Raw genomic sequence first — 14,004 nt, 5'->3', positions numbered from 1 at the left:
TCTTTGTTATATAATTGTTTTTCTTTATTATGGTAATAATCAGCTTTTCTCTGTAAAATATCTTTGTTAAGGTATACTCTTTATGTAATTATTACATTTTATTATAAAGGGGATTGATAAGTATGATAGAAAATCCAAGCAGGGAAGAAATGGGTCAGATGTTGAAAAAATCGAAGCGCATTGCTGTTGTCGGTTTATCAAATAAACCTGAGCGTACTTCTTATATGGTATCGAAGGCGATGCAGGATAGCGGGTATGAAATCATCCCGGTAAACCCTGCTGTATCTGAAGTATTGGGAGTTAAGGCAGTGAAAGCCCTGAAAGATATTGAAGGGCATGTCGATATCGTCAATGTTTTTCGCCGTTCAGAGTTTCTACCGGAGATTGCTAAAGAATTTGCAGAAATCGATGCTGATATTTTTTGGGCGCAGCTGGGTGTAGAAAATGAGGAAGCCTATAATTTTTTGAAAGAAAAAGGTTATACTGTCATCATGGATCGATGTATAAAAGTCGAACATGCCCTTACTAAGTAATATAAAAAGAGCGGAAATTCCGCTCTTTTTTAAAAGTTTGCCGATGTCTCAGCTGGAGAAAATCAATTAGGCCCAGCTATAGCGGGCTATTAGCAGGCGGGCATAGCCAAGCAACTTTGAGATTAAATTGATTAAAATAGTAAAAGTATATTTGCCAAATGAAAATTTACCGCTACAATTAGTATGGTAGCTATGATACGTTTTCAACAAAGGTGACACGCACTAAAGGTGCTAACGCTAATAAAAGGGACGAAAAAAATAGAACACTTGTTCTTTGTTCGTTAAAGTATTATACTTTTTATATGATAGTAACGTATGAATTAATTTGTTAAAGCTAGTGAGTCATTTCATTGCAGTATGATTTGGCCCGGAAATTGTGTTTAGTTAGGAAAGGGGAATTTCTGTGGCAAAGAAAGTAAAAACAATCGAGTACAATGATGATGCAATTCAGGTACTGGAAGGACTCGAAGCGGTCAGAAAACGTCCCGGTATGTATATCGGCAGTACTGATGCACGCGGACTTCATCATTTAGTGTACGAGATTGTCGATAACTCCGTAGATGAGGCTTTGGCTGGTTATGGAGACCAAATTAGTGTGAAAATACATAAAGATAACAGTGTAAGTGTGTCAGATAAAGGGCGCGGAATGCCTATTGGCATGCATAAATTGGGTAAACCGACGCCTGAAGTCATTTTGACGATTCTTCATGCAGGGGGTAAATTTGGACAAGGCGGATATAAAACGAGCGGAGGCCTTCATGGAGTCGGTGCTTCGGTCGTTAACGCGTTGTCTGAATGGCTTGTCGTGACTATCAAAAGGGACGGGTTCATATACGAACAACGGTTTTTCAATGGCGGAAAGCCAGAAACGACCCTTGAGAAAATCGGTAAAACCAATCAAGCTGGTACGAAAATCCACTTTAAGCCCGATCCAAAAATATTTTCGGTGACGACTTATAATTATGATATCCTATGTGAGCGTCTTCGCGAATCAGCTTTTCTTTTAAAAGGCATGAAGATAGAATTGACGGATGAGCGTAACGACCATAATGAAATTTTTTACTATGAAAATGGAATTGAAGCGTTTGTTGATTATTTAAATGAAGAAAAAGAGACCCTTCATCGTGTAGTCAGCTTAGAAGGGGAACAAAATGGGATAGAAGTCGAACTCGCCTTTCAATTCAATGATGGTTATTCAGAAAATATTTTAAGCTTTGTAAATAACGTTCGTACAAAAGACGGCGGCACCCATGAGATTGGCTTAAAGACGGCCATGACACGGGCATTTAATGATTATGCAAGAAAAATGGGTCTATTGAAGGAAAAAGATAAAAACCTCGAAGGTACCGATATACGTGAAGGCTTGTCTTCAATAATTTCTATACGTATCCCTGAAGAACTTCTTCAATTCGAAGGACAAACCAAGAGCAAACTTGGAACTAGCGAAGCCCGTTCTGCAGTCGATTCCATTGTGTCAGAGCACTTAGCCTACTTTTTTGAAGAAGATCCAACCACGAGTACCCTTTTGGTTAAAAAATCGATTAAAGCGTTCCAGGCCCGAGAAGCAGCGCGCAAAGCACGTGAAGATGCAAGAAGCGGGAAGAAACGGAAAAAATCCGATGCCATCCTTTCTGGAAAATTAACGCCGGCTCAATCGAAAAATCCTGAGCGGAATGAATTGTATCTTGTCGAAGGGGACTCGGCTGGAGGATCCGCAAAGCAAGGGCGCGATCGCCGTTTCCAAGCAGTGCTGCCATTACGGGGTAAAGTTATCAATACGGAAAAAGCGAAACTAGCGGATATTTTTAAAAATGAAGAGATCAATACGATCATTCATGCTATCGGTGCAGGGGTCGGGGCGGAGTTCAATACGCCGGATACCAACTATGATAAGGTGATCATCATGACTGATGCCGATACAGATGGTGCCCACATCCAAGTGCTTCTGCTCACTTTCTTTTATCGCTATATGAAGCCGTTGATTGAGTCAGGAAAGGTTTACATCGCCTTGCCACCTTTATATAAAGTGAGTAAAGGGACAGGGAAGAAGGAAGTCATTGAATATGCTTGGAGTGATGAGGAACTTCAAGGAGCGATAGACAAGGTGGGGAAAGGCTATATGATTCAGCGCTATAAAGGGCTGGGTGAGATGAATGCCGATCAATTATGGGATACCACCATGAATCCTGAAACCAGGACCTTAATACGTGTGAAGATCGATGATGGTGCCCGTGCAGAAAGACGTGTGACGACCTTAATGGGTGACAAGGTTGAACCGCGCCGTAAATGGATTGAAGCCAATGTCGCTTTTGGTCTCGAAGAAGAATCGAATATTTTAGATAATGAAAATATGTCGATTGAAGAGGAGGTCAATAACGATGGTATTTGAAGAAACGTTTAGAGATTTGCCGCTAGAAGACGTTATTGGAGATCGCTTCGGGCGTTATAGTAAATATATTATCCAGGATCGGGCACTGCCAGATGCTAGGGACGGATTAAAACCTGTTCAACGCAGGATATTGTATGCGATGCATGTAGAAGGAAATACGCAGGAAAAAGGATTTAGGAAATCTGCCAAAACGGTCGGTAATGTAATTGGTAACTATCACCCTCATGGAGATTCATCTGTCTATGAGGCAATGGTGCGGATGAGCCAAGACTGGAAGCTGCGGAACGTCATGGTTCAAATGCATGGTAACAATGGTAGTATTGATGGTGATCCGCCTGCTGCGATGCGGTATACAGAAGCGAGGCTTTCATCGATTGCCTCCGAGATGTTACGTGATATTGAAAAAAGGACGGTTGATTTTGTACCGAACTTTGATGATACTTCGGAAGAACCCATAGTATTGCCAGCGATGTTTCCTAACTTGCTTGTAAACGGCTCCACAGGGATTTCTGCCGGCTATGCAACCGAAATCCCGCCGCATCAACTAGGTGAAGTCATTGATGCTGCCATTATGCGAATCGATAAACCTGAAGCGACAGTCGCTGATTTAATGACGGTCATTAAGGGACCGGATTTTCCTACAGGGGGTATCATTCAAGGGATTGAAGGCATTCGCAAAGCCTATGAAACAGGTAAAGGGAAAATAATCATTCGCGGATTGGCGGAGGTGGAAACGATTCGTGGCGGCAAACAGCAGATCGTCATCACCGAAATCCCATATGAAGTCAATAAAGCGAACCTTGTTAAGAAAATGGATGAGTTCCGTCTTGACCGAAAAGTCGAGGGAATCGCTGAAGTAAGGGATGAAACGGACCGTACCGGCCTGCGAATTGTCATCGAACTGAAAAAAGAAGCGGATGCCAATGGCGTTCTGCATTATCTATATAAAAATTCCGATCTGCAAATTGCTTACAATTTTAATATGATCGCGATATATAAAAAACGGCCAACATTGATGAGCCTGCCTAAAATGCTCGATGCGTATATCGAACACCGCAAAGAGGTAATTGTGAACCGTTCCCGTTATGAATTGCAAAAAGCACATGACAGGGCACATATCGTCGATGGTTTAGTGAAGGCCTTGTCCATTTTGGATGAAGTCATTGCCGTCATCCGTGCGTCTAAAGACAAACGGAATGCCAAAGATAACCTCATTGCTAAATTCGCTTTTACAGAAGCGCAAGCTGAAGCCATTGTTTCCTTACAGTTATATAGACTGACAAATACGGATATCACAGCACTTGAGGCAGAGGCAGCGGAATTGAAAAATAAAATTGAGGAATTGACCAAGATCCTTGGCAGTGAAAAGGTGCTTCTTCAAGTAATAAAAAAAGAACTTCGTTTCATTAAAAAGGGCTTTGATGATGGACGGCGTTCCAAAATCGAAAAAGAAATTGAAGAAATCAAAATCAATCTTGAAGTTTTGATTGCGAGTGAAGACGTGATGGTGACAGTGACGAAGGAAGGTTATGTCAAACGGACATCATTACGGTCATATGCAGCATCAGGCGGGCTCGATTTTGGCATGAAGGATTCCGATCGACTGCTCCAGCGACTGGAAATGAATACAACGGATGTCCTGTTGCTGTTCACATCAAAAGGGAATTACCTCTATTGCCCAGTTCATCAGCTTCCTGATATTCGCTGGAAGGAAACCGGCCAGCATATCGCGAACATCATTCCAATTGACAGGGAAGAACAAATCATAAAAGCGATTCCTATTAAAGACTTCACCCTGCCGCAATTCCTCGTGTTCATCACGAAAAACGGTATGGTGAAAAAGACTGAAATAGCTTCTTATAAAGCCCAGCGACATTCAAAACCGTTAGTTGGTGTCAATTTGAAAGGTGATGATGAACTGGTCGATGTTCATCATACAGATGGACAGGCGGATTTATTCCTTGTCACCCATTACGGCTATAGTTTATGGTTTGATGAAGAAGAGGTAAGTGTTGTCGGTGTCCGGGCAGCAGGTGTCAAGGGGATTAATTTGAAAGAAGACGACTATGTTATTGGCGGAAAGTTTTTAGCCAAAGATAGTAAAGAATCTATTCTTATCGTTACCCAGCGCGGTGCCATCAAGAAAATGAAATTAACCGAGTTTGAAAAAACGAGCCGGGCAAAACGCGGTGTCGTGGTCTTAAGGGAATTGAAATCGAATCCTCATCGGGTCATTGGATTTGATACCGTTAACAAAACCGACAGTCTGTTCATCCTTTCGGAAAAGGGAACCATTGAAACCATCCATGCCGCTTCATTAAAAAATCATGATCGATACACGAATGGATCGTTTGTTTTTGATGAAACCGTTAGTGGAAAAGCGAAAGAATTGTGGAAAATATCATTTGAAGATGAGTCTGCCTTAGAGCAGTGAATCATATTTTAAACGGGATGCTGATCATGATCAGCATCCCGTTTCATTTTTCCAAATGAACAGTTATTTCGTTTAAGAAACCAATCCCCAAATATGCCCCTCTTAAGTCAAAAATGACTTATTGAGTCATTTTTAAATCCTAATAATACAAACCTATTAATCGTAATGTGACAACAAATAATTCAATTTTGAATTTTCATGTTAATAGAATCTACTTAACTTAACGGTTTGTTTTTGGCACACTCCTTGCATATTGATAGTATGACTTCTTTATTTTTATGAATGAAGAAAGGGGAGGACAAATGGATAGACCTTGGAAGAAGCATATCCCGTCCGGAAATCCAATGGAGATTAATATTCCTGACATGTCTTTGACAGACCTATTTTACCGCTCAGTCGAACAATATTCGGATAAAATAGCGGTTACGTTCATGGAGCAAAGGTATACATATTCAGAGTTAGGGCGGTTAGTGAAAAGATGTGCCCGCGTTCTTGCTGATGAAGGGATTGAAAAGGGAGATCGGGTGGCCCTTATGCTTCCTAATTGTCCGCAATATCCAATCAGTTTTTTCGGAACACTTTTAAATGGTGCTATTGTTGTCCAAATCAATCCTATGTACAAGGCAAACGAACTGATACATGTCCTGAAAGACTCAGGTGCAAGGTACATCATTGTGCTTGATGACTTATTGCCAATAGTTGAAGCCATTATAGCCCAAACGGATGTTGAAAAGATGTTGAGCGTATCGCTGGAAAAAGGTAAATGTGAAATGACAAAAAAGCTGCTTTCAGTAAATGAGGCAGATTTCTCTGTACCAATCGAACCTGCTAGAGATGTCGCTGTCCTTCAATATACAGGAGGAACGACAGGGCGTTCAAAAGGAGCGATGCTAACCCATCGAAACATCGTGGCCAATACGCTGCAAAGTGCGGCTACTTCAAGAATCAATACGCAAAAGGGGAAGGAAAGGGTAGTTGCTGTTTCTCCATTATTTCATGTTTATGGCATGACTTCAGGAATGAACCTGACGTTTTATAATGGCGGAGAATTAATAATTGTATCTCGGTTTGATGTGGCGGAGATCGTCGATATTATTAAAAAACGTAAACCGACTATTTTTCCTGGCGTACCAACTATGTATATTGCGTTATTACAATATTATCAGTCACATCCATTTGAACTGGATTCATTGAAATCGTGCGTTTCGGGTTCATCGCCATTGCCCCTGAATGTCTTGTCAAGGTTTAACGAAGTGAGTGGATCAAAGATTGCTGAGGGCTATGGCCTATCCGAGGCATCACCAGTGACACACCGTAATCCGGTTAGTGGGCTGCAAAAACCCGGAAGCATCGGGATTCCTATACAAAATACTGATGCCGCCATTATTGACAGCATTACTGGTGAGCCATCCCTTTTGGTCAATACTCCAGGCGAATTGGTCATCAAGGGTCCACAGGTGATGAAAGGTTACTGGGGTATGCCCGAAGAGACGCAGAAAACGATTCAAAACGGATGGCTGTATACCGGTGACATCGCCAAGATGGATGAAGATGGCTTCTTTTACATTGTGGGACGCAAGAAAGAAATGATCATCGCAGGCGGTTTTAATATTTATCCAATTGAAATTGAAGATGTTCTATACAGCCATCCTAAGGTACTGGAAGCTGCCGTGTTTGGTGTTCCCGATCAATATCGGGGTGAAACAGTACATGCAGCGGTTGTTCTAAAGCCAAATGAATGGATAGCTGAAAAAGAATTGAAGGAATATTGCCGAAAACAGCTAGCTGCCTTTAAAGTACCTAAAATAATCACATTTCAAAACGAACTGCCCAAGACTGCAGTCGGTAAAATCTTAAAACGAAAGCTACAAGAAAAATATATCGCTTATTCGGATAAAATATGAAAACGCTAACAATCAAATCGTATAAAGGGGAATGCAAATGGACTTTCGCTTAGATGAAGACATCCTGCTTTTAAAAGAAAATATACGCCAGTTTATCGAAGAGCAAATCGATCCATTTTCCATGCAGATAGAGGATGAAGACCATATTCCAGAATCCATCATAAATTTATCGAAGGATATCGGGTTATTCGGACTTAGTATCCCGGAAAAGTATGGTGGACTCGGCATCGGTATGGTAGGGAAATGTGCTTTGTATGAGGAAATCGGCAAAACACATAATGGATATACCACTCTGATCGGTGCCCATACAGGTATTGGGACGGTTGGGATCGTCGAAATGGGCAATGAAATGCAAAAGGAAAAATACTTGCCAGATATGGCAAGCGGTAATAAAATTGGCGCTTTTGCTTTAACTGAGCCAGCAGCTGGATCCCATGCGACGAATCTCAAAATGACGGCAGTCAAAAGCGGCGATAAGTATATCCTGAATGGGACTAAGCATTATATAACGAATGCAGATGTAGCAGATATTTTTACAGTTATGGCCGTAACAGACAAAGATAAAGGCGCAAAAGGAATCACCTCATTCATAGTAGAAAAGGATTTTCCGGGTTTTAGAGTGGGTAGCTTTGAAAGGAAGATGGGACTTCGAGGTTCACATTCGGCCGAATTGGTTTTTGAAGATTGCGAGGTTCCGGCTGAAAATGTACTGGGGGACGTTGGGCAAGGGTATGTAAATGCCTTGAAAATCCTTGCAAATGGCCGAGCCGGTCTTGCTGCAAGAAATTTGGGGTCCTGTCAATACCTGCTAGATCTATCGACTAAATATGCTACTGAGCGTGAGCAATTTGATGTTCCGATCATTGATCATCAAGCTGTATCACATATGATTGCAGAGATGGCCATGGAGATAGAGGCACTCCGCTCATTCACATACCGAGTCGCTTGGATGGTCGATCAAAAAGAAAAAATCATTAAAGAAGCGGCAATGCTGAAATTGTACGGTTCAGAAGTTTATAATCGTGTCGCTGATAAGGCCGTTCAAATTCATGGCGGACTGGGATACATGAAGGATTATCCAGTTGAACGTTTCTACCGGGACGCCCGAATCACTAGAATATATGAAGGTACATCCGAAATCCAGAAAAATATCATTACTGGACAATTGAAGAGAAAATATCAAAACTAGTCTAATTGGAAAGTGGAGGGGTTATAATGGATTTAAGACTATCGGATGAACAAAAAATGGTGCAAAAAACAATACGCAAGTTCGTTGAAAACGAATTGATACCCTTGGAAAATGAAGTACTTCGAAATGAAATGGCAGGAAAACCTAGTTTACCAGAGGGGATATTAAAAGAATTACAGGAAAAAGCAAAAAAGGCGGGTTTTTGGGGCATCAATACACCGGAAGAATTTGGCGGGGCAGACTTAGGCCAGCTTATGATGGCCATTGTCTTGATGGAAGTATCAAAAACGTTTGTACCTTTCAGTTTTGGCGGTTCAGCGGATAATATTCTATATTATGGAAATGAGGAACAGAAAAAGAAGTATCTGATTCCAACCATTAACGGGGAGAAAAAGTCATGTTTTGCGATGACGGAGCCGGGGGCAGGTTCCGATACACGTAATATTAAAATGACAGCCGTAAAGGAAGGTAACGAATGGGTGCTTAATGGAGAAAAAACGTTCATTACGGGTGGTAATGATGCCGATTTCGTCATGGTCATCGCCGTTACCGACAAGGAACGTCATCAGGCAACAGGCACGGAAGGGGTAACCTGTTTCATTGTAGACCGTGACATGGGTTGGAGATCCGAGTATATCAACACAATGGGAGAATGGGGACCTGCCGGTTTAGTTTTCGATAATGTAAGGGTACCTGAAGAGAACATATTAGGAGAGATAGATGGTGGTTATAAACTAGGTTTGGAATGGATTGGATTTGCAAGATGGATCGTGGGCGCGCGCGCTGTCGGTTCTGCAGAAAGATTGCTTCAAATGGCTATAGACTATGCGAAAGAACGAGTTACATTCGGTAAGCCGATTGCTGAGCGTCAGGCTATTCAATGGCAAATTGCTGATTCGGCTGTAGAGATCGAAGCGGCGAGGTGGCTTGTGTTGAATGCGGCATACACCCTTGATAATGGAGAAGATAATCGCCATTTAGCTTCGATGGCCAAACTGTATGGAGCGAATATGGGGAATCGTGTCGTTGATCGCGTATTGCAGATACACGGTGGCATGGGTTATACGAAAGAACTTCCTATCGAGCGTTGGTACCGTGAGGCAAGGCTTTGGAGGATCTATGATGGAACAGATGAAATACAGCGGATGATCATTTCCAGAAATTTAATTAAGGGACATGTTAAATTAGGACAATTCTTATAATAGATTAGGAGGAAATGAGTATGACAGGGAGATTTTCAGGTAAAACCGCATTAGTTACAGGTGGAAGCAGAGGGATTGGCAGGGCGATTGTCGAGTTATTTGCAAGTGAAGGCGCAAAGGTGGCCATTATCGATATTAATGAAGAGGTCTTGACATCAACAGGAAATGAATTAAGGGATAAGGGGTATGCCATTTTCACAAAGGTGGCCAATGTGGTGGAATCCGAAGAAGTCGAAGCGTCCATAAAGGAAATAGCTGACACATTCGGTTCTCTTGATATTTTGGTGAATAATGCAGGGGTCATCAGAGATAATCTACTTTTTAAAATGACCGATGCAGATTGGCAAACGGTGATGGATGTACATTTAAAAGGTACCTTCAATGCAGTACGTGCCGCCCAGAAGCATATGGTTGCAAATAAATATGGAAGGATCATCAATATATCTTCCACCTCAGCCCTCGGGAACCGCGGACAGGCTAATTATTCAGCCGCAAAAGCTGGGCTTCAGGGGTTAACAAAAACGCTTGCGATCGAACTCGGTAAATTTGGGATAACAGCGAATTCGGTTGCACCTGGCTTTATCGAAACCGAAATGACGAAAGAAACAGCCAGACGGGTGGGAGTGGGTTTTGAGCAATTCATCCAGGATAGGGCGAACAGTATTCCTGTTGCTAGAAGCGGTTTGCCAAGTGATATTGCTCATGCTGTTGCATTCTTTGCCGATGAAGCATCCTCATTCATTAGTGGGCAGGTTCTATATGTTGCGGGCGGTCCAAAAAATTAAAGGAAAGGCGGGATTTTATGTTCAACGAAAGTATTGGAAAACGATCCAAACCTGTTATAAATATAGTTGAACGGGGTGCCGTTAAAAAATTTGCATTATCAATTGGTGATCCCCACCCGATTTTCATCGATGAAGAAATAGGAAGGCAATCAAGATATGGAACGAATATTGCACCGCCTACTTTCCCCAGGGTCTTTGATTTTGGAACAATTGAAAGCTTGAACCTTCCGAGCAAAGGGTTGATCCATGGCGAGCAGATTTACCGCTACAACAGGCCGCTTAAGGTTGGGGAAGAAATCACCTGTTACACGGAAGTGAAGGATTACTATGAGAAAAAAGGAAAACAAGGGGAAATGGGATTTCTCGCCTTTAAAAATTATGGCACCGATGCAAAAGGGGAAATTGTTTTTACAGCTGAACAGCTTGTCATTATCAATGAAACGATCAGAAGGATGGTGATGAGTAAGTGACGACATTAACCGAACTGCATATTGGTGACTCGTTACACTCTATTGTTATGGATCCTGTATCTCGGTTGGATCTCATTAAGTATGCTGGTGCATCTGGGGATTTCAATCCGATTCATACGATTGATGAGGAAGCGGAAAATGCAGGTCTTCCCGGAATCATTGCACATGGTATGTGGACGATGGGAAACCTTGCAAAGCTTTTCAGTAATCTTTATGAAATCGGATTTATCGAAGAATACAAGATTCGTTTCAAAGGTATGGTTTTCTTGAATGATGTGATAACCCTTCAAGCGGATTTAATAGAAAAAAAAGAAGATAGGTATTTTTTCAAAGTTGCAGCCACTAATCAGTCAGGGAAGGAAGCGATCAGTGGAGAGGTTATTTTTAAGGTCTTCTGAAGGAAAGTAGTGATGAAATTAATTTCATCACTACTTTTTTTAGGAGTAAAATTCGACAATTTTAAAGGAGATTCGTAATTTTTCCAGAATTGTACTTAAAAAGAATTCTTTTTGCGGCGGTGAACTAGTAATGAATCAAGTAAAACAGGATTCTCGGATTAATTTGCTCAAAGGAATGACCTTTCCTGCACTAGTCGTGGATTCTCAAGACCGGATCAAGGATTGGGGCAGGTACTTCCATCCAATGGTGAATCACAATGGAACTGCAGCATTAACCGAACTATTTGATGAGTGGCAATTTCTCGATAATAAAAGACTTGCAGCTGCAAGACTGCGTGACAAACGGTATTTATTTTTATTAATGAAACAAATCGATAATGACAATATTCTTTATATAGGCAGGGAAACACAGTTTTTGGATGATTTATTGAGTGATGCTCATGATTCGGAAAAACTGAATCGCGCTCTCGATGCCATTATCGAAAATTCCTATGATGGGATATATATCACCGATCAACAAGGGATTACTCTGTATACGAATTCAGCAATTGAACGGATCACTGGCATTCCAAAGGAGTATTATATAGGTAAGTCGGTGGACCAACTAATTAAACGTGGCATCTTGAATGCCTCGGTGACGCATAAGGTAGTAAAGCTGAGAAGAACGGTATCTGTCGTACAGGATAATTTTGCTGGAAAAGAAACATTGATAACCGGTAGTCCCGTTTTTAATGAAAAAGGGGAAATAGAACAAGTCGTTACGAATATAAGGGATTTATCTGATTTAAATGAACTGATGCATGAGTTGACGAAAGTGAATGAATTGAATAATCAATACAAGCAGGAAATTGAAAAACTGCGGAAGATAACAAGTAAGGATGGAGTCGTCTTTGTCAGTGATAAAATGAAATCGATTTATGAGATTGCTGAAAGAATTTCGGATATTGATGCGACTGTACTCATTCTAGGAGAAACGGGCGTTGGAAAAGATGTGCTTGCACGAAATATTTATAATCGGAGCATCCGATCTAAAAAAGGAGATTTCATTAAAATCAATTGTGGGGCCATTCCGGCGGATTTATTGGAATCCGAGCTCTTTGGATACGAAGGAGGAGCTTTTACCGGCGCCAATCAAAAAGGTAAACCAGGGATGTTTGAGCTGGCAGAGAGTGGGATCTTATTCTTGGATGAAGTTGGTGAGCTTCCCCTGCAACTGCAAGTAAAGCTACTTCGGGCCCTTCAGGAAAGGGAGATTCAAAGAATCGGAGGAACGAAACCAAAGAAAATCGATGTACGCATAATAGCAGCCACAAACCGCAATTTATCGGAAATGGTCAAATCCGGTGATTTTCGTGAAGACCTCTTTTATAGGCTGAATGTCATTCCGATTACAATTCCTCCACTAAGGGAAAGAAGAGAAGATATCTTAGCATTGACTGACTTATTTTTAAGGAAAGCAAACGAACAATATAAATTTTCAAAAGAAATTGATTCGAGACTGAAAGAATACTTTTTTCAACATGATTGGCCAGGAAATGTCCGTGAATTGATTAATATTGTGGAAAGGCTCGTCGTGCTAACGGATAATCAATTATTATCGATCAACGATCTGCCCGAAGAATATCGACCGGATAAGCTGAATCAGTCGAACTATCATTCACCCCTAACTCTAAAAGAAGCGGTGGAAAAAGCAGAAAAGGAAATCTTGACGAAAGCGGCGGAAACCTACCAAACTACATATGAAATCGCAGAAGCCCTTGATTCGAGCCAGGCAACAATTGTAAGGAAACTTAAAAAATATCGCTTAAAGGTCAGTGAAAAGAATAGGTGAGTATAAACTGCACCTTCCCTTGTTGAACAACATCTAACAAAGGGAGGTGCAGTTTTTTTGACTAAATATGCTATAGACGTAAAAATTCCGATTTATTCACGGGAGGGGCAAGAGAGAGTTACATATAACCATAGTTAACAATACAGAATTTCACACAAAGCTTCAGAAGGTCGGAGACATACAGGGGAATTATCAATTAAATATCTGATTAACTCCTATCCAATATATTGATTTATAACGATTTATTAAAGCTTTAAAACTTGGTAAGAGATTGAAAATCATGTATATTGTTTTTATACACATACAAGAGTAGTGGATCATTTTAATAAGAAAATAAAGAACCAGCTACACTCGTTCAACTTAATTATTTTTCAAATAAATTACTAGAAAGGAGATATAGATTTGGACTCAATCCGGTTAATTGAATATGACATCGCCCTGCTTGTACGTCTAACAACATCTCCTAGTAGTCGAATAGGCAACCTAGATCGATCTGAGTATTTACTGCTTAGTGAATTGGATAAACATGGGCCAATAGGCATTAATGTATTGTCAGACCATTTGAGACTGAATGTATCTACCGCAAGTCGCCAGGTTGCCGCTTTGGAGTCAAAGGAATTCATTCGCCGCTATCCAGATCCGAAAAACGGACGAATCAGCTTAATTGAAATGACCAATGAAGGGCAAGAAATATTACATAACGCTCAGAAGGCTCGTCACGAAAGATTATCAGATATCCTAAAAGACTGGTCAAAGGAAGATTTAAACGTTCTTCAGAAAAATTTAACACGTTTGAATCGGGATATTAAGAACTGGAAACAATGATAATCCGAATTTTGATGGGCAGTAAACAGTATTAATTATTATAT

11 protein-coding genes are annotated in these 14,004 nt (G+C 41.0%); all 11 read left to right on the top strand.

Annotated features, from left to right (window positions below):
• The first annotated feature begins 122 nt into the window (after positions 1-122).
• The 11 genes from ACFWE9_RS11160 to ACFWE9_RS11110 all read left to right on the top strand — a co-directional run bounded on the left by ACFWE9_RS11160 (position 123) and on the right by ACFWE9_RS11110 (position 13,960).
• Positions 123-533: a CoA-binding protein gene (locus tag ACFWE9_RS11160; protein ID WP_377356777.1), complete on the top strand. Its 411-nt coding sequence runs from the start codon at positions 123-125 to the stop codon at positions 531-533.
• A 403-nt stretch (positions 534-936) separates the two neighbouring features.
• Positions 937-2,922 (top strand): DNA topoisomerase IV subunit B, encoded by a 1,986-nt coding sequence (gene parE, locus ACFWE9_RS11155; RefSeq protein ID WP_230156348.1) that lies wholly within the window; start codon positions 937-939, stop codon positions 2,920-2,922.
• Complete coding sequence (parC, locus tag ACFWE9_RS11150) at positions 2,912-5,356, top strand: DNA topoisomerase IV subunit A (RefSeq protein WP_230156345.1); 2,445 nt, start codon at positions 2,912-2,914, stop codon at positions 5,354-5,356. The genes parE and parC overlap by 11 nt, the downstream gene beginning before the upstream one ends.
• Positions 5,357-5,658: 302 nt before the next feature.
• Positions 5,659-7,260: a long-chain-fatty-acid--CoA ligase gene (locus ACFWE9_RS11145; RefSeq protein ID WP_377356774.1), complete on the top strand. Its 1,602-nt coding sequence runs from the start codon at positions 5,659-5,661 to the stop codon at positions 7,258-7,260.
• 37 nt (positions 7,261-7,297) lie between these two features.
• Positions 7,298-8,449: an acyl-CoA dehydrogenase family protein gene (locus ACFWE9_RS11140; protein ID WP_230156342.1), complete on the top strand. Its 1,152-nt coding sequence runs from the start codon at positions 7,298-7,300 to the stop codon at positions 8,447-8,449.
• A gap of 26 nt (positions 8,450-8,475) precedes the next feature.
• Positions 8,476-9,651: an acyl-CoA dehydrogenase family protein gene (locus ACFWE9_RS11135; RefSeq protein WP_377356772.1), complete on the top strand. Its 1,176-nt coding sequence runs from the start codon at positions 8,476-8,478 to the stop codon at positions 9,649-9,651.
• Between the two features lie 20 nt (positions 9,652-9,671).
• Positions 9,672-10,436 (top strand): SDR family oxidoreductase, encoded by a 765-nt coding sequence (locus ACFWE9_RS11130; protein WP_230156340.1) that lies wholly within the window; start codon positions 9,672-9,674, stop codon positions 10,434-10,436.
• 17 nt (positions 10,437-10,453) lie between these two features.
• Entirely contained in the window at positions 10,454-10,906 is a 453-nt protein-coding gene (locus ACFWE9_RS11125) for a MaoC family dehydratase N-terminal domain-containing protein (protein ID WP_230156339.1), read from the top strand.
• Complete coding sequence (locus ACFWE9_RS11120; protein WP_377356770.1) at positions 10,903-11,304, top strand: MaoC/PaaZ C-terminal domain-containing protein; 402 nt, start codon at positions 10,903-10,905, stop codon at positions 11,302-11,304. Before ACFWE9_RS11125 ends, ACFWE9_RS11120 begins: the two co-directional genes overlap by 4 nt.
• A gap of 130 nt (positions 11,305-11,434) precedes the next feature.
• Positions 11,435-13,135 carry a sigma-54 interaction domain-containing protein gene (locus tag ACFWE9_RS11115; protein ID WP_230156336.1) on the top strand — a complete coding sequence of 567 codons (1,701 nt, stop codon included), beginning with the start codon at positions 11,435-11,437 and terminating at the stop codon, positions 13,133-13,135.
• A gap of 402 nt (positions 13,136-13,537) precedes the next feature.
• Positions 13,538-13,960, top strand: a complete 423-nt coding sequence (locus ACFWE9_RS11110) for a MarR family winged helix-turn-helix transcriptional regulator (protein ID WP_377356768.1) — start codon at positions 13,538-13,540, stop codon at positions 13,958-13,960.
• Positions 13,961-14,004 lie beyond the last annotated feature (44 nt).

Origin of the sequence: Peribacillus sp. NPDC060253 (assembly GCF_042727425.1) — a bacterium.
Lineage (GTDB): Bacteria > Bacillota > Bacilli > Bacillales > DSM-1321 > Peribacillus.
Note: the sequence above shows the minus strand (reverse complement) of the source record. Positions and strands in the feature narration are given on the sequence as shown.